The sequence below is a fragment of the Pseudomonas sp. REB1044 genome (genome assembly GCF_038813925.1).
Lineage (GTDB): Bacteria > Pseudomonadota > Gammaproteobacteria > Pseudomonadales > Pseudomonadaceae > Aquipseudomonas > Aquipseudomonas boreofloridensis.
Genome location: NZ_CP046139.1, coordinates 4845979 through 4863583 on the forward strand (window position 1 = coordinate 4845979; position 17605 = coordinate 4863583).

9 protein-coding genes and 1 pseudogene are annotated in these 17605 nt (G+C 66.4%); 1 reads left to right on the plus strand and 9 read right to left on the minus strand.

Translation table 11 applies throughout. The annotated features are described in order from the left end of the window. Window positions 1–169: 169 nt before the first annotated feature. The 4 genes and pseudogenes from mdoH to pip all read right to left on the minus strand — a co-directional run bounded on the left by mdoH (window position 170) and on the right by pip (window position 6191). Window positions 170–2737, minus strand: coding sequence for a glucans biosynthesis glucosyltransferase MdoH (mdoH, locus tag GKC70_RS21975; RefSeq protein WP_342649917.1), 2568 nt, complete (start codon window positions 2735–2737; stop codon window positions 170–172). Beyond that, on the minus strand, window positions 2730–4475 hold the full coding sequence (locus tag GKC70_RS21980; RefSeq protein ID WP_342649918.1) for a glucan biosynthesis protein G: 1746 nt from the start codon (window positions 4473–4475) through the stop codon (window positions 2730–2732). Before GKC70_RS21980 ends, mdoH begins: the two co-directional genes overlap by 8 nt. Before the next feature lie 311 nt (window positions 4476–4786). Further along, a pseudogene (dtd, locus tag GKC70_RS21985) lies at window positions 4787–5223 on the minus strand (D-aminoacyl-tRNA deacylase). After that, on the minus strand, window positions 5220–6191 hold the full coding sequence (pip, locus tag GKC70_RS21990; RefSeq protein ID WP_039582708.1) for a prolyl aminopeptidase: 972 nt from the start codon (window positions 6189–6191) through the stop codon (window positions 5220–5222). Before pip ends, dtd begins: the two are co-directional and overlap by 4 nt. Before the next feature lie 204 nt (window positions 6192–6395). Here pip and GKC70_RS21995 point away from each other — a divergent pair, with 204 nt between their 5' ends. Beyond that, window positions 6396–11015 (plus strand): DUF6543 domain-containing protein, encoded by a 4620-nt coding sequence (locus GKC70_RS21995; protein WP_342649919.1) that lies wholly within the window; start codon window positions 6396–6398, stop codon window positions 11013–11015. 28 nt (window positions 11016–11043) lie between these two features. Here the strand turns inward: GKC70_RS21995 and hutG are convergent, their stop codons facing one another. Genes hutG through hutH (GKC70_RS22020) form a run of 5 tightly spaced genes read right to left on the minus strand, consistent with a single transcriptional unit; the run spans window position 11044 to window position 17605 of the window. Beyond that, window positions 11044–11847: an N-formylglutamate deformylase gene (gene hutG, locus GKC70_RS22000; RefSeq protein WP_342649920.1), complete on the minus strand. Its 804-nt coding sequence runs from the start codon at window positions 11845–11847 to the stop codon at window positions 11044–11046. Between the two features lie 8 nt (window positions 11848–11855). Beyond that, entirely contained in the window at window positions 11856–13061 is a 1206-nt protein-coding gene (hutI, locus tag GKC70_RS22005; protein WP_342649921.1) for an imidazolonepropionase, read from the minus strand. Window positions 13062–13076: 15 nt separating this feature from the next. After that, a complete protein-coding gene (locus GKC70_RS22010; RefSeq protein WP_342649922.1) occupies window positions 13077–14480 on the minus strand; it encodes an amino acid permease in 1404 nt (467 codons plus the stop codon). Window positions 14481–14525: 45 nt separating this feature from the next. Beyond that, entirely contained in the window at window positions 14526–16058 is a 1533-nt protein-coding gene (gene hutH, locus GKC70_RS22015; protein ID WP_342649923.1) for a histidine ammonia-lyase, read from the minus strand. Between the two features lie 23 nt (window positions 16059–16081). Continuing rightward, window positions 16082–17605 (minus strand): histidine ammonia-lyase, encoded by a 1524-nt coding sequence (gene hutH, locus GKC70_RS22020; RefSeq protein WP_342649924.1) that lies wholly within the window; start codon window positions 17603–17605, stop codon window positions 16082–16084.

Consider the following 17605-nt stretch of genomic DNA (forward strand, 5'->3'; position numbering starts at 1 on the left):
CTTGTTGTGTGCACGGCCGTGCCGGCCGCGGCGTTATGTCGGGACGGATGCTAACGCATGCACAGCCTGGGACCTAGGGCCGGAAAGGGACTTTATTGGCCAAATTAGCGCCGGAGCTTGAAAGCAGCGCGAGTGAACCGCCGTAGCGATTCACCCGCGAGAAGGTCGATCAGGCGCCCACCAGCGTCGGCTGCCCCTCGCCCTCAGGCTGCAACGGCAACAACGGCGCATGCGGATCGTTGGCGATCGAGCCGCGCCAGGCCTTGATCCAGGCCTCGTGCTGTTCGGCCCAGACCCGTTCGTGCAACCGCGACAGCGCCACCGGGTCGCTCAGCAGCGCCAGGCGGGTGTTGAGGTCGATGCCCTTGGGACCGGCTTCCAGCGCCTTGGCGATGCGCTCGGCGCGCAGCATCTCGATGGCCTCGGCCTGACCGTGGCGAGCAGTGCCCATGGCGCAGGCCAGGGCGTTCTGACGCGGGTCCACCACCGCCCGGACGAAACCGTCGCGCAGGGCATGCCAGCGGTTCTCGTGGGTGTACTGGTCGGTCGACAGCAGCTCTGGCGGCGTGGCGTATTCCTCGGGAATCAGGAACAGCTGCTCGTCCTTGGCTGCCAGGCCCAGGCGCACGCGGCTGGAAATCACCGACACCGGGATCGACAGCACCAGCGAACCGACGATCGGCGCCAGCCACCACAGGAAGCTCGGGTTCAGCCACGCCACCAGCCCGGCCCAGGCGATGCCCAGCAGGGTTTGCGGGCCATGCCGACGCACCGCCTCACTCCACGGCGTGGAGTCGTCGTCACGCTGCGGCGAGTTCCAGGTCGCGGCCCAGCCGAGGAACGCGGCCAGCACGAAGCGGGTGTGGAAGATCATCCGCACCGGCGCCAGCAGCATGGAGAACAGCATCTCCAGCAGCATCGACAGGGTGACCTTGATGCGTCCGCCGAATTCGGTGGCGCCCTTGGCCCAGATCAGGATGACGCTGAGCAGCTTGGGCAGGAACAGCAGCACGATGGTGGTGGAGAACAGCGCGATGGCCTTCTCCGGGTGCCACTGCGGCCACAGCGGATAGAGCTGGAACGGCTCGATGAAGTACTGCGGCTCCATCAGCGTGTTGGTCGCCAGCAGCGCCGTGGACAGCACCAGGAACAGGAACCACAACGGCGCCGACAGGTACGACATCACCCCGGTGAGGAACACCGCGCGGTGCACCGGGTGCATGCCCTTGACCAGGAACAGGCGGAAGTTCATCAGATTGCCGTGGCACCAGCGGCGGTCGCGCTTGAGCTCGTCGAGCAGGTTCGGCGGCAGCTCTTCGTAGCTGCCCGGCAGGTCGTAGGCGATCCACACGCCCCAGCCGGCACGGCGCATCAGCGCGGCTTCGACGAAGTCGTGGGAGAGGATCGCACCGGCGAACGCGCCCTTGCCCGGCAACGGCGCCAGGGCGCAGTGCTCGATGAACGGCTTCATGCGGATGATCGCGTTGTGGCCCCAGTAGTGCGACTCGCCCAACTGCCAGAAGTGCAGGCCCGCAGTGAACAGCGGACCGTAGACGCGAGTGGCGAACTGCTGCATGCGGGCATAGAGGGTGTCCATGCCCGAAGCACGCGGCCCGGTCTGGATGATGCCGGCGTCCGGGTTGGCCTCCATCAGGCGCACCAGGCTGCTCAGGCATTCACCGCTCATCACGCTATCGGCATCGAGCACCACCATGTACTTGTATTCGCCACCCCAGCGACGGCAGAAGTCGTCGAGGTTACCGCTCTTGCGCTTCACCCGACGGCGACGGCGGCGGTAGAAGATGCGCCCGAAGCCCTTGGCTTCACGGCACACTTCCAGCCACGCCTGCTGCTCGGCCACGGCGATGTCGGTGTCGTTGGTGTCGCTGAGCACGAAGAAGTCGAAGCGGTCCAGGTTGCCGGTAGCGGCCACCGACTCGAAGGTCGCGCGCAAGCCGGCGAACACCCGTGGCACGTCCTCGTTGCAGATCGGCATGACGATCGCGGTACGGGCGTCGGCGGCAATCGGTTCGTTGCCGGCACTGCTGCCGGAAATCTTGTACTTGTCGCGACCGGTGAGCAGTTCCAGGAAGCCCATCAGCGCAGTCCAGAACCCGGCCGACACCCAGCAGAAGAGGATGCCGAACAGGATCAGGATGGAGGTCTGCAAGGCATACGGCCAGACCTGCACCACGGTGTCCCACAGCGGTTGATTGACCACCTCGTTGAAGTCGACGAACGACCAGCCCTGGTACGGCAGGATGCCTTTCATGTACCAGCCGGCGACCAAGGTCTGGCCGATCATCAGCAGCAGCAGGATGTAGCGGCGCATCGAGCCGACCCAACGCCAGCGAGCCGGCGGCAGCTCGCGCTTGGGCGGCTGCGGGGCATTGCTGCGGCCGGTCATCCGACGCCAGATGCGCACCAGCACGTTGGTGCGCCAGGGTTCGGGCAGCACGCGGGTACGCTTGATGGGCGGTGCGATCTTCAGGCTCAGGCGCCCGCCGGCATCGACGCCGAGCATCTCGGCCTCTTCGAGCTCGGCGGCGCTGCCGACGGTCAGGCGCGAGCCCACCGAGGCCTGCGCGGCCTCGCGGGCATCCGGCTGGGCCGACAGGCGTTGGTGCAGCTCGCTGAACGAGGCGCAACTGGCCAGTTCGGCGCGCTGCTCGTCGCTCAGGGGGAGATGGGCCAGATACTCGCCAAGCGATTCCAGCCTTGCGTTGGGATTACTCATCGGCAGGCAACTGGTAGCTCCAGGTCTCGGTCAGCACCTTCTCGGTGGTGGCCGGGGCCTCGGGGGTGGACGCCGCATCGGCGGCTGGCTGCTCGGCCGGCTTCTCGGCCTTCTCGACCTTGCCGTGCTGAGCCTTGGCATGCTTGGCGGCGGCCTTGTCCTGCTTGGTCTCGGCGGCTTTCTCGGCCTTCGGTGCCTCGACCGGCACGTCACGCAGCAGCGCAGCGCGCATTTCGGTGGACTTCTTCGGATCCTTCACCTTCAGGCGCAGGGTCAAACGCCAGCCTTTGGTCTCCGGGTTGTAGCGCAGGTTGTTCTCGACCAGCTCGGCGTTGTCGCCAACGCTGACTTGGCTGCGCACAGCGGTGTCTTCAGGCAGTGCGGCCAGGGCCGGGCCATTGAAGTCGACCAGGAAGGCAATGCTGCCGTCAGGTTGACGGATCAGGTTGGCCTGCTTGACGTCACCGGTCGAACGCAGGGTCTGCTTGACCCAGCCCAGGTCCTGAGGCTGGTACTTGGCCTCGTCGATGGTCCAGTGCAGACGGTAGTTGTACTCGAACGGCTTGCCGGGCTCGGGCAGGGTTTCCGGGCTCCAGAAGGCAACGATGTTGTCGTTGGTCTCGTCGGCGGTCGGAATCTCGACCAGGTCGACGGTGCCCTTGCCCCAGTCGCCCTTGGGCTCGATCCAGGCGCTCGGACGCTTCTGGTAGTTGTCGTCCAGGTCTTCGAAGTCGCTGAAGGCGCGCTGACGCTGCATCAGGCCGAAACCACGCGGGTTCTCGACGCTGAAGTTGCTCACCGCCAGGTGTTTCGGGTTGTTCAGCGGACGCCACAGCCACTCGCCGTTGCCGGCGTGGATCGACAGGCCTTCGGAGTCATGCAGCGCCGGACGGTAGTTCTGCACCTTCGACGGCTGGTTCGGGCCGAACAGGAACATGCTGGTCAGCGGCGCGATGCCCAGGCGGCTGACGTGGTCGCGCAGGAACACCTTGGACTTGACGTCGACGATGGTGTCGTCGCCCGGACGCAGGATCATCTTGTAGGCGCCAGTAGAGCGCGGCGAGTCCAGCAGGGCGTAGATCACCAGGTGCTTGTCGTTGGGCTTGGGCTTCTCGATCCAGAACTCGCGGAAGCGCGGGAATTCTTCGCCCGACGGCAGCGCGGTGTCGATGGCCAGGCCACGGGCCGACAGGCCATAGGCGTGGCCACGGCCGACCACGCGGAAGTAGCTGGCGCCAAGCAGGGTCATGATCTCGTCCTGCTTGTCGGCCTTGTTGATCGGGTAGAGCACGCGGAACCCGGCGTAGCCCAGGTTCTTGGTGGCGTCGGCATCGTGAGGCACGTCACCGAACTCGAAGCGGCTCGGGTCGTACTTGATCTCTTCGACCTTGTTGGCGGTGATCTCGTTGATGGTCACCGGCGTGTCGAAGTGCATGCCCTGATGATAGAAGGACAGCTTGAAGGGGGTCTTGTCGTTGGCCCACTCGGCCTTGGACTGGATGAAGCGGATCTTCTGGTAGTCGGCGTACTTCATGTCGCGGAACACCGGCGGCAGATTGCTCTTGGGTGCTTCGAACTTCTGGCCGGCCAGATCCTTCGCCTTGGCTGCAACATCGTCAAGATTGAATGCCCACAGCTGGCCAGCGCTCATCAGGCCAACCAGCGCTGCGCCTGCCAACACGGCCTTGCGCAGCCGATTGCCGGGGATTCTTGGTGCATTACAGGGACTTACAATCACGAGCAACCCTCGCCGTAAACAGATCATGAAACCAACGGCCAGCGACCAATGCCGGGTTGGCGAGCACTGTTCGGACCCCGCAACCGGGCAATGATTCCCTAGGCGGATCCAGACAATGCTCGAGTCAGGGTGAAACGAACCTGCGAACGCAGGCTCACGCAGCGCGCGATTATCCAGCAGGCTGCGTGACAACGCATCATGCTTAACAAACTATTTATCAGCCAAATCTGCAAAATCTGTAGCCGAGTGCCTGTCCGTGACAGGCAACGCCGCACCTTGGCTGCAAGCCTGATCCTACACGCGCCAGTGCTTCAAATTTGTAACATAAAAGTCACGGGGCCATCATTGACCAGGTGCACTTGCATGTCAGCCCCGAATTGGCCGGTTTCCACCACCGAATGCTGGTCTCGGGCCTGTTGCACAAGGTAGTCGAAGAGTTCGGCACCGAGCGCAGGGGCGCGGCGGTGGAAAAGCCCGGCCGCAGGCCGCTGCGGGTGTCTGCTGCCAGGGTGAACTGCGACACCAGTAGCAGGCCGCCACCGATGTCCTTGAGCGACAGGTTCATCTTGCCCTGTGGATCGCTGAATACCCGGTAATTCAGCAGTTTGTGCAAGAGCTTGTCGGCGTGCTCGCGGGTGTCTTCAGGCTCGACCGCCACCAGCACCAGCAGGCCCTGGTCCACCGCGCCCACCACCTGCCCCTCGACTTCCACCCGCGCACTGCGCACGCGCTGCAGCAAACCTTTCATGCTTCTTCCAACGGCAGGTCCAGCAGGCGCCGGGCCATTTGGTCGGCGGCGCGCACCAGGGCGTCGGTGATGCCTGGCTCGGAGGCGGCGTGGCCGGCGTCGCGAATCACCTTCAGCTCGCTGTTCGGCCAGGCCTGATGCAGTTCCCAGGCGTTGTCCAGCGGACAGATCACGTCGTAGCGGCCATGCACGATGACCGCCGGCAGGTGGGCGATCTTCGGCATGTCGCGAATCAGCTGATCCGGTTCGAGGAAGGCATTGTTCATGAAGTAGTGGCATTCGATGCGGGCGATCGACAAGGCACGCTGCGGCTCGGAGAAGCGATCGACCACCAACGGGTTGGGCCGCAGCGTGGCGGTGCGTCCTTCCCAGGTGGACCAGGCCTTGGCCGCCTGCATCTGGGCGATCTGATCGTGTCCGGTGAGGCGTTTGTGGAACGCCTTGACCAGGTCACCACGCTCGTCCTGCGGAATCGGCGCAAGGTAATCCTGCCAGTAGTCGGGGAACAGGCGGCTGGCACCGGCCTGGTAGAACCACTCGATCTCCTGCGGGCGGCACAGGAAGATGCCCCGCAGGATCAAACCATGGACGCGCTCGGGGTGGGTCTGGGCGTAGGCCAGCGCCAGCGTGGAACCCCAGGAGCCGCCGAACAGCACCCACTTGTCGATGCCCAGGTGCTCGCGGATACGCTCCAGGTCTTCGACCAGATGCCAGGTGGTGTTGTTCTCCAGGCTGGCGTGGGGCGTGGAGCGCCCGCAACCGCGCTGGTCGAAGGTGATGATGCGGTACAGGTTGGGATCGAAGTAGCAACGGCTCTGGGCATCGCAACCGGCACCCGGCCCACCGTGGATGAACACCACCGGCAGCCCTTCGGGCGAGCCGCTTTCGTCGACATACAACACATGCGGCGCTTCCACGGCCAGATCGTGCCGGGCGTAGGGTTTGATCTGCGGGTAGAGGGTCTGCATTGCGCACTCCGTGTGGGATTAGTCGGCCGAAGGCCATCATAAACCTGAATCGCGCCAAGAGCATGCCTGTCTCCATCGACATCGGTACGCGAAGCGGCGGCCTGACGATAGCCCCTGCGCCACGCGTATCTGCCAGATCATGTTATGGGAGCAGCGCACAGCCCTGTCCCTAGCATGGGCCCTCCATCACGCGAGGTCCTCCCGATGAACTCGACTGCCGCGACGCCACCGTCGACGTCCTGCGAAACGTCCACTGCTTCCCAACAACAGGTGATCGCCTGCCATACGCCCGCTTGGATGGTCGCGGCGCCCGCCGACGTCCATTCACGCCTGCGCACCGCACAGCGCGCTGTGCCCGCCTGGTTCCAGGACTGCCGCTTGGCCCGCCCTGACGCCGCCCGGGCTCTTGCCAGCGCTTACGCCGTCAGCCGCGCGGCCGATGCCGCCGCCGAGAAGCGTCTGCAGGCGCTGCCGGATCTGCTGCCGTTCGCCAGGGCATTACTGGCCCCCGCGCTCAAGGATCGCTTCGGCCTGGCGCTGGATGTCGACCGCACTTACCTGTTCAACGCCAACAAGGCCGTCGCCTACCAGCAGGAGGTCAACGGCGACCCGATCCAGGGCGCCGCCCGGGCCTTCAAACTGGCGACCCAATCGCTGCTGCACTGCGCCTTGCAGAACTTCGAGGCCGACGAAGCCTGCGAGGGCGGTCTCGATGCGGCGGGCCTCAGCGCGTTGGTGCTGGACAGCGACCGCTTCGAGTCGGTGATTCCCAGCGGCCAGGTGATCGACATCGCGCCCCACGCCTTCGCCGCCCTGTGCCGCGAACTCGACATCGGTGGGAACTACCTGAAGCAGGTCGAAGGCCTGTGCAACGACGGGTCGGCCACCGCCCTCTTCACCCAGGCCCAACGCGGCCAATGGCACCTGGAGGTGCACCGCGCCTACCTGAGTGGAATGCTCGAACACGGGCTGTTCGAAGCCCTGCTGACCCTGGCCGACAGCGGCCAGGCGCAGTACCGCGACAGCCCGCTACGCTGCGCGCGCATGAAGCTGCTGGGCTTCGAGCTGACCGGCGCCGTGGTCATCGGCCTGGTCCCCAGCCCGGAACGCCTGCTGGTCTATGACCCGCTGCTACTGCCTTACAAAGGCCTGCTGCTGACCTACCTGCCGGGCGCGCCGTCGCCGCTTCACGTCCACGCCAACAGCCAGCAGGCGCAGCGCTACCTGCGCGAACAACTGTCGATCATGGACCTGGGCGCCCTGTCGCGCGCTGTCGCCGCCGCCGACAGCGCCGCCTTCCTCACCCGACTGCGCGACGTGCTGCAGCCCATCGACTGGACGACGGTGACGCCCGAGCCTGGGCACGGCGGGGCCAGCGCCCAGCGCAAGCCCGATCCGGACGCCTGGATCAGCCTGACCCTCGCGCCCTTCACCCAGGCCTTCATCGATGAGCGCGTCAGCCAGTGGCAGCAGCGCCTCAGGCAGGATGCGCTGTTCCATGCCGTGCCCAGCGCCGAGGAAGACCGCAAGAGCGCCGCCCGCCGTCGCGCCTATTTCAGCCAATGGGCGAGCGATGCGCTGATGGTGGCCGCCTTCGTGGTACCGGGGCTGGATCAACTGATGCTGAGTCTGTCGATCGCCCAGCTCAGCTATGAAACCTACGAAGGCTTCGACAGCTGGGCCGACGGCGAGCGAGAGCAGGCGCAGGGTTACCTGATGGATGTGGTGGAAAACCTGGCGCTGACCGCCGCGATTGGTGCCGTGGGCGCGGCGGCCGACGCTCAGGCGGCGGTGCCCAGGCCAGCGTTCATCGAGGCGCTTCATCCCGTGGAATTGCCCAACGGCGAACAGCGCCTGTGGAAACCCGATCTGCAACCCTTCGCCCACGACATCACCCTGCCCACCAGCCTGCAACCCGATGCCCTGGGACTGCTGCACCATCAAGGCCGCACCTGGCTGACGCTGGAGGGCCAGACCTACGCGGTCGGGCACTCGCCGCAGACCGACCAGTACCACCTGCTGCCCGCACACCCGGCCATGAGCTACCGCCTGCCGCTGCGGCACAATCGCGCCGGCATCTGGCTGCATGCCTTGGACCGGCCCAGCGCCTGGCAAGGCCTGGAACTGTTCAGGCGCCTAGGCCCGCTGGGTGCCGCCGTGGGCGATGACCTGGCACTGCGCTTCGCCCAGTTCAGCGGCGTCGAAGACAGCGTGCTGCGGCGGGCGCTCAGCCACCAAGAGCGGCTTCCGGCCTTGCTGGAGGATGCCTTGCTGCGCGTCAAACTCGAACAGGCGATTGCCCAGGACAGCGCCGGGCTGCCACTGGCGCAGCGCCGCAGCGAATTCCAGCGGCGTTATCGGCAGTTGCCCAGCACCGAGGCGCCCGGGGCGGCCGTCATCCAACGGGTCTATCCGAACCTGCCCAACGCCGTGACTGAAGAACTGCTGGGCAACGCCACGGCCGATGAAGTCCAGCAGTTGATCGATGGCAAGGTGCCGCTGCGTGTGGGCGAAGAGATCCGTGTCTACCAACAGCAACTGCGCCTGAACCGTGCCTACGAGGGCCTGTATCTGGACGCGGCACACAGCGCCGACAGCGACCGCCTGATCCTGCACACTGCCGCGCAATTGCCCGACTGGCCAGCCGAACTGGCGATAGACCTTCATGAAGGCGCCATCGATCCACAGCCCATCGACCGAGTCGGGCCTAGCGACAGCCTCCAGCGCAAACTCATCACCCGCTACCCGAATGGCTACACCGTTTCCAAACCCTACCCGGACAGCCCGACCCTGCGCCTGCATGCCACGCTTCACGACGCCCTGCACGAAGCGCTCGGCAGTGGCACAGCCGTCGACGCCACCGCCTTGCGCGAGCAGATTCGCCACGCACCCGTGATGCCCCGTGATGCCCTGCGCCGACACCTGGGTCTGCAGCGGCGCAGCTTCAGGTCGCCCATGCGCCTGGCCGATGGGCGCTTCGGCTATCCCCTGAGCCCCACCCCTCGCCCCTTGCTGCATGACATCGGCAACCTGGACGCGATCAACCGCCACCTGCGCCAGCTCGAGGGCCAAGGCTTTTCGCCGGCAATCGCCAACTGGATCCTCAGCAACCTGGCCGATGCGCCAATCACCCACGAAGCGATGACCCAGCGCATCGCACAGTTGCCATCGGCCTCGGCCGTCGAGCTGGACGGCAGCCTTACCGCCTGGCGCGCCTCGCCGGGCCAGATCAGCGATGCCATCACCCGTATCCACGCGCGCAATTCCATCGAGATGGCGATCTGGGGTCACTGGATCGAACGCGCCATTCCCGAATCCAGTACGTCCCCCGACACCCTGACCCTGGAGCGCACCTTCATCGCCGAGTTTCCCCAGCAGTTGCCCGAGAGCTTCACCTCAGGGGTCAAACGCCTACGCCTGAGCGACGTCTGGATCGAGCATGCGCTCGAACAGGAGGCGCCGCAGGCGCAGATAGAAGGCCATCTGCACAACCTGTTCCAGCATTTCCCGGCCCTGGAGGCCCTGGAAATCGAGCGCCCGTACGCCAGCGACGCGCCGCCCTCGGCGTTTCGCTACAGCCTCGGACCGATCAGCGAACGCTTGGCCGGGCTCAGGGAACTGCGGCTGGTCAATCAGAACATCGAACTGAGCGTGCAGGCCATCGACCGCCTGGCCAGCCCCGAGGCCATGACCTACCTGGACCTGGGCGGCAATGTCCTAATTCCGCAAGCCGATGCCCAACTGTCACCCTGGCGGCTGCAATACCTGGGTCTGGAGCGCATGGCGCTGACGCACTGGCCAGCCTGGCTGAACCTGGACGCTCTGGAGCGGATCGAAGCGGTGTCCTTGCTGCACAACGACCTGCACCAGGTTCCTGCGTTTCTGACCCTCAACGAGCAGAGCGATACCTTCCATACCATCGTGTCGCTGAGCGGCAATCCGTTGAGCGAGGCGCACCTGCGCAATCTCATGTTCAGCGAGGATGGCCTTGCGCGCCGGTTTCATTTCAATCTGGCAGCGCCTCTGCATCTGTTGCCGGAACTGCAGACGCTGTTCAACCAGCGCACTCAATTGCGCGAAGCGTTGTTCAACTGGGTGAGCAGCGCGTCGGTGCAGGGCGGCAGTACGCAGCAATACTGGCAGATTGCCAATGAGCTGAGCGGTTACTGGGAGGCGCGGGTGCGCGGCGTGCAGACGCCCTTGCACTTGATGGACCTGGCGCTGGAGCATTTCCCGCGCGGGCTGCCCAGCTTTTTCAACGAGCAGGTGGACCACCTGATTCTCGAGCGTCTGAACGGCACGGCGGCGCAACTGGACACGCTGCTCAGGCATTTCCCACGGCTCTCGACGCTGGCCCTGTACGAAAACATCCAATCCCTGCATCACGTGCCAACGGCCATCACCGAGCTGGCTTCGTTGGTCGAGCTCGAACTGGTGAACCAGGGTTTGACGATCGACAACGACGACCTGCAGGCGCTGCTGAGGCTACCTGCACTCGAATCGCTGGACCTTTCCGACAACAGCGTAAGCCCTGCGCTCAGCGGGCCTTTCCACGTTGCCAGGCGCCTGGAAAACCTGTCGCTGGGCAAGACCGGCATGACCGCTTGGGCAGACTGGCTGTTCGATGTGATGCCTCGGCAGATCCTGGACCTGGAGGACAACCAGATCAGCCGCTTGCCGGATTCGGTGCTGGGCGTGGCCACCGTCGACACCGGCAGGACGCGGGTGTCACTGGTGGGCAACCCGCTGGAGGCCGATATCGTGCAGCGACTGGATGACCCCGAAAGCCTGCACCTGTACCTGCCGCACGACTACCGACCTTGAGCGTCGGCCGCTGATCGGGGCGCTGCGGCTACCGGCCGTAGCGCGCCTTGCCCCAGTCCAGCAGGGTTTCCAGCAGTTGCCGCAGCACGGCCTGGGTCGGTCGTGCCAGGTCTTCGCGGTACTCGAATGGCGCCACTTCGTTCATGTAGGTGCTCTGCGCCAGCTCCAGTTGCACGGCATGAATGTGCTGCGCCGGATCGCCATAGTGGCGGGTGATGTGCCCGCCCTTGAAGCGCCCGTTGAGCACATGGCTGTAGTTCGGTGCCTGGGCGCAGACCGCCTGCAAGCGCTCGGCCAACTGCGCATCGCAGCTTGCGCTGTTGAAGGTGCCGAGGTTGAAGTCCGGCAGCTTGCCGTCGAACAGGTGCGGGATGTGCGAGCGGATCGAGTGGGCGTCCCACAGCAGCGCATAGCCGAACTCGGCGCGCAGGCGTTCCAGCTCCTGACGCAGGGTGTCGTGGTAGGGGCGCCAGATCTGCGCCAGGTAGCTGGCGCGCTCTTCGGCCGACGGCGCCTGACCGTCCTTGAACAGCGGCTCGCCCTCGAACAGCGTGGCCGGATACAGACCCGTGGTGGCGCCGACGTACAACGGTTTGTCATCGTCGGGCCTGTTGAGGTCGATGACGAACCGCGAGTAGTGCGCCGCCACCACGCTGGCGCCCAGTTCGCCGACGAAATCGTAGAGCTGCGGAATGTGCCAGTCGGTGTCCGGCAGGCCACGTGCTGCCTCTACCAAACCCGCCTGCACCGTCGGCGTCAGCGCGAGACCGGCATGGGGCATGCTGACCAACAACGGCAGGCGGCCTGCGTGAAAACTCAATACCTTGTCCATGACGCCTCTCAATGGGAAATTTCATGGCCCAGGCGCACCACACGCTTGGGCAGGTCGCCGCCGAGCCAGTAGGCCAGGTCGGCGGGACGGTCGATCTGCCAGGCGACGAAATCGGCCACCTTGCCGACCTCCAGCGTGCCGTGGCTGGCGCCAAGCCCCAGGGCCGAGGCGGCATGCACGGTCACCCCGGCCAGCGCCTCTTCCGGCGTCATACGGAACAGGGTGCAGCCCATGTTCAGCATCAAGCGCAGCGACAGCACCGGCGAGGTGCCGGGGTTGAGGTCGCTGGACAGGGCGATCTTCACGCCATGCCGACGCAGGGCGTCCAGGGGCGGCAACTGGGCCTCGCGCAGGAAATAGAACGCGCCCGGCAGCAGCACCGCCACGGTGCCGGCCCTGGCCATGGCGATGGCGTCGTCTTCGGTCATGAACTCCAGGTGATCGGCCGACAGCGCCTGGTAGCGCGCCGCCAGGCTCGATCCATGCAGCGACGACAACTGCTCGGCATGCAGCTTCACCGGCAGGCCCAGTTCACGGGCCTTGATGAATACCCGTTCGACCTGGGCCGGGGAGAATGCCAGGTGCTCGCAGAACGCATCCACCGCATCGATCAGCCCTTCGCTGGCCAGGGCCGGCAGCATCTGCTCGCAGACCAGGTCGATGTAGGCGTCTGCGCGCCCAGCGTACTCCGGTGGCAGCGCGTGGGCGGCCAGGCAGGTGGCGCGCACGGTCACCGGCAGTTCCTCGCCGAGGCGGCGGGCCACGCGCAGCATTTTGCGTTCGTTGACCAGGTCCAGCCCGTAGCCGGACTTGATCTCCAGGGTGGTCACGCCATCGCGCAGCAACGCTTGCACGCGTTGGCGGGCGCTGGCCAGCAGGGCGTCCTCGCTGGCCGCACGGGTGGCGCGCACGGTGCTGGCGATGCCACCGCCGTTGGCGGCGATCTCGGCATAGCTGACGCCTTGCAGGCGCTGCTCGAATTCGCCGCTGCGGTTGCCGCCGAACACGGCGTGGGTATGGCAATCGATCAAGCCGGGGGTGACCCAGGCACCGCCCAGGTCGACCACCCGCTCGGCCTCGACGCTGGGGACCTCCGCCTGCGCGCCGATCCATTCGATCAGCCCGGCATTGCTGACGATCGCTGCCTGCTCGATCGTCGAGTAGTTGCCCTGCGCCATGGTGGCGACATGGCAGTTCTGCCAGAGGGTTCTCATAGTGCGCTCCACACGTCAGCGGTGCAGCTCGGCCTGTTCCCGGGCGACCTGGCCGCCACCGGCGCGCGGTTTGCACCACAGCCGGTAGGACAGCACCAGGAACACCACCCAGACCACGCCGACCAGCAGCGCCGCCTGGGTGTCGGGGAAGTAGCCGAGCACACCGAAAATGAACAACATGAATACGATCGCCAGCGCCGGCCCCCAGGGCCAGAACGGCACCGGGAAGGCCAGCGCGGCGGTTTGCTCGCGGTCCAGGCGTCGGCGCATGGCCACCTGGGTCAGCAGGATCATCAGCCACACCCACACCGTGGCGAAGGTGGCGATCGAGGCGATCAGCAGGAACACGTTCTCCGGGATCAGGTAATTGAGCAGCACGCCCAGCAGCAGCGCGGCGCCCATCACCAGCACCGTCAGCCACGGCACGCCGTGCCGCGACAACCGGGCGAAGCCGCGTGGTGCCTGGCCCTGCTTGGCCAGCCCATACATCATGCGTCCGGCGCCGAAGATGTCGCTGTTGATCGCCGACACCGCTGCCGAAATCACCACCACGTTCAACACCGCCGCTGCCGAGCCGATGCCCAGGTGGCTGAAGATCTGCACGAACGGACTGCCCTGGGTGCCGATCTGCGGCCAGGGGTACAGGCACATCAGCACGAACAGGGTGAGCACGTAGAACAGCAGGATGCGCAGCGGCACCGCGTTGATCGCCTTGGGAATGACGCGCCGCGGATCCTGCGCTTCGCCCGCCGTGATGCCGATGATCTCGATGCCGCCGAAGGCGAACATCACCACCGCAAAGGAGGCGATCAGCCCGGCGACGCCATTGGGCAGGAAACCGCCGTGGGCGAACAGGTTGCCAACCCCGAGTGCCGGGTCGCCGCCCGCCTGGCCCAGGCCGAAGGCCATGATGCCGAAGCCGGCGAGGATCATCGCGACGATGGCGCCGACCTTCAGCAGCGACAGCCAGAACTCCAGCTCACCGAACACCTTGACGTTGCACAGGTTCAGCGCGCCAATCAGGAACACGATACCCAGCACCCAGATCCAGCGCGGCACCTCGGGAAACCAGAAGCCCATGTAGATGCCGAAGGCGGTGACGTCGGCGATGCAGACGATGATCATCTCGAAGGCGTAGGTCCAGCCCAGGACGAACCCGGCCAGCGGCCCGAGATAGGTACTGGCGTATTGGCCAAATGAGCCGGCCACAGGATTGTGCACGGCCATTTCACCGAGCGCGCGCATGACCATGAAAACCGCCGCGCCACCGATCAGGTAGGCCAGCAGCACCGCCGGCCCGGCCATCTGGATCGCCGAGGCCGAGCCGTAGAACAGCCCGGTGCCGATGGCCGAACCGAGGGCCATGAAGCGGATGTGCCGGGCGGTCAGCCCGCGTTTGAGTCCTTGTGCCTGCTGCATGAGTCGTCCTTATCGTTGGGCTGCTGGAGAGGGCCTGGACAGCGGTCACAGACTCGGCAAGACCCCCGCCAGCAACAAGCCGGTAAGACGCCCCTCGGCCAGCAGGTCCACCGCCACCTCGATGTCCGGTGCGAAGAAGCGGTCGCGGTCGTAGTGCGGGACTTCACGGCGCAGGGTGACACGCGCCTGCTCCAGCTTCGCCGAGGTTTTCAGCCCTTCGCGCAGGTCCAGCCCCTGGCAGGCGCCCAGCCATTCGATGGCCAGCACCCCACGGGTGTTCTCGGCCATTTCCCACAGGCGCTTGCCCGCCGCCGGGGCCATGGAGACGTGGTCTTCCTGGTTGGCGGAGGTGGGCAGGCTGTCGACGCTGTGCGGGTGCGACAGGGCCTTGTTTTCGCTGGCCAGCGCGGCAGCGGTGACCTGGGCGATCATGAAGCCGGAGTTGACCCCGCCGTTCTCCACCAGGAAGGGCGGCAACTGCGACATGTGCTTGTCCATCATCAGCGAGATGCGCCGCTCGCTCAGCGCGCCGATCTCGGCGATGGCCAGGGCCAGGTTGTCGGCCGCCATGGCCACCGGCTCGGCGTGGAAGTTGCCGCCGGAAATCACTTCGTCCTCGGCGGCGAACACCAGCGGGTTGTCCGACACGGCGTTGGACTCGATGGCCAGCACCTCGGCGGCCTGGCGCATCTGCGTCAGGCAGGCGCCCATCACCTGCGGCTGGCAGCGCAGCGAATAGGGATCCTGGACCTTGCCGCAATGCTTGTGCGACTGCGACACCTCGGTGGAATCGCCCAGCAGGTCGCGGTAGCAGGCCGCCGCGTCGATCTGCCCACGCTGGCCGCGCACCGCATGCACGCGGGCATCGAATGGCGCACGCGAGCCCAGTGCCGCCTCCACGGTGAGCGCGCCGCAGGCGATGGCTGCGGCGAACAGGTCTTCGGCCTGGAACAGCCCGCGCAGGGCATAGGCGGTGGATGCCTGGGTGCCATTGAGCAGCGCTAGGCCCTCCTTGGCGGCCAACGTCAGCGGCTGCAGCCCCGCCACCGCCAGCGCCTCACGGGCGTCCAGCCACTGGCCCTGGTGGCGCGCCTTGCCTTCGCCCAGCAGCACCAGCGACATGTGCGCCAGCGGCGCCAGGTCGCCCGAGGCCCCGACCGAGCCCTTGAGCGGGATGTGCGGATAGACCTCGGCGTTGACCAAGGCGATCAGCGCGTCGATGACCTGCCGACGGATGCCGGAGAAACCCCGCGCCAGGCTGTTGATCTTCAGCACCATGATCAGCCGTACCAGCGCATCGTCCAGCGGCGCACCGATACCGGCGGCGTGGGACAGCACCAGCGAGCGCTGCAGGTTTTCCAGGTCGTGGCTGGCGATGCGGGTCGAGGCCAGCAGGCCGAAGCCGGTGTTGATGCCATAGGCGGTGCGGTCCTCGGCGAGGATGCGCTCGACGCAGGCGACGCTGGCGTCGATGGCCTCGGCGGCGCCTGCATCCAGGCTCAGGCGCACCGGCGCCTGGTGAATGCGGCGCAGTTGGGCCAGGCTGAGCTGGCCGGGGGTCAGGGTCAAAGCGTCCATGTGATAGCTCCTTGTTATTGTGTTCAGTGCCGTGCCGCCAGCAGCGGCTGCGGCAGTCGGGGGTCTTTGAGCAGGCGCGCGGCGGTGGCGATGTCCGGCGCCAGCCAGCGGTCCTGGCAATAGGCTGGGACGCACGCGCGCAGTTGCCGCCACGCGGCCCCAGTGCCCGCGCCCAGGCGGTGGTCGGTGTGAAACTCGAAGGCCTGGGCCGCCAGCAGGTACTCGATGGCGAGGATCTGCGTGCAGTTTTCCAGTACCTGGTGCAGCTTCAGCGCGGCATTGGTGCCCAAGCTCAGGTGATCTTCCTGCAGACCCGAGGTGACGAAGTTGTCCAGCACCGCCGGCTGTGCCAGTTGGCGGTTCTGAGCGCACAGCGAGGCGGCCACGTACTGGGCGATCATCATCCCGGAGTTGACGCCAGGCTCGCTGACCAGGAACGCCGGCAGGCCGCTGACCAGCGGGTTGACCAGCCGGTCCAGGCGCCGCTCGGCGATGGCGCCGATCTCGGCCATGGCGATCGCCAGCAGGTCGCTGGCCAGCGCCACCGACTGACCATGGGGGTTGGCCTGCGAGACCACGCGAAAGTCAGCGGGGGTGCCGAGCAGCAGGGGGTTGTCGTTGGCGCCATTGAGCTCGGCCTCGACCTGGCGCACCGCGTGGGCCAGTTGATCGCGGGCCGCGCCGTGCACCTGGGGGATCGAACGAATGCTCAGGGCATCCTGGGTGCGGATGCCTTCGCTGGCGGCGATCACCTCGCTGCCGGCCAGCAGCGCGCGCAGGTGCTCGCCCACCACCTGCATCCCCGGATGCGGCTTGAGCGCGATGATCTCGGGATCGAACGCGGCGATCTGGCCGCGCAGCGCCTCGAAGCTCATGGCGCCGATCACGTCGGCCCAGTCCAGCAGGCGCTGGGCATCGTCCAGGGCCAGGCAAGCCAGGCCAGTCATGCAGGGCGTGCCGTTGACCAGGCACAGGCCGTCCTTGGCGCCCAGTTGCACGGGCGCAAGGCCCGCGTCGGCCAGGGCCTCGGCAGCCGCGACAATGCGCCCGCGATAGCTGACCTGCCCCATCCCCAGCAGGCACACCCCGACATGGGCCATGTGCGTGAGATACCCCACCGAGCCCTGGGACGGCACCTGCGGCGTGATGCCGTGTTCGAGCAGCGCCAGCAGCGCCTCGACCACCGCCCGCTGCACGCCCGAATGGCCATGACTGTAGTTGACGATGGCCGCGCAGATGATCGCCCGGGTCTGTTCGTCCGGCAGCGCCGGGCCGACGCCGCAGGCGTGGCTGAGCAGGGTGTTGCGCGACAGCGCGCTCAATTGCTCGCCGGCCAGCGACACGTTGCACAACGCCCCCAGGCCGGTGTTGACGCCATAGGCGCGCTCGCCGCTGTCGACGATGCGGCGCACGATGGCCTGGGCATTGTCGATGCGTGCCCACACCGTCGGCGTCAATTCCAGGCGCGCGGCGTGCCGGGCCACGGCGGCGATGTCCTGCCAGCGCACCGGGCCGTCGCCGAGCAGCACCACTTCAGGGTTCGACAT

What these genes read in the sequence shown, in the direction of transcription:
- mdoH (WP_342649917.1), bottom strand. Translation starts at nt 2,737, where the DNA reads ATGAGTAATCCCAACGCAAGGCTGGAATCGCTTGGCGAGTATCTGGCC.
- pip (WP_039582708.1), bottom strand. Translation starts at nt 6,191, where the DNA reads ATGCAGACCCTCTACCCGCAGATCAAACCCTACGCCCGGCACGATCTG.
- GKC70_RS21995 (WP_342649919.1), top strand. Translation starts at nt 6,396, where the DNA reads ATGAACTCGACTGCCGCGACGCCACCGTCGACGTCCTGCGAAACGTCC.
- hutG (WP_342649920.1), bottom strand. Translation starts at nt 11,847, where the DNA reads ATGGACAAGGTATTGAGTTTTCACGCAGGCCGCCTGCCGTTGTTGGTC.
- hutI (WP_342649921.1), bottom strand. Translation starts at nt 13,061, where the DNA reads ATGAGAACCCTCTGGCAGAACTGCCATGTCGCCACCATGGCGCAGGGC.
- GKC70_RS22010 (WP_342649922.1), bottom strand. Translation starts at nt 14,480, where the DNA reads ATGCAGCAGGCACAAGGACTCAAACGCGGGCTGACCGCCCGGCACATC.
- hutH (WP_342649923.1), bottom strand. Translation starts at nt 16,058, where the DNA reads ATGGACGCTTTGACCCTGACCCCCGGCCAGCTCAGCCTGGCCCAACTG.
- hutH (WP_342649924.1), bottom strand. Translation starts at nt 17,605, where the DNA reads ATGTCGAACCCTGAAGTGGTGCTGCTCGGCGACGGCCCGGTGCGCTGG.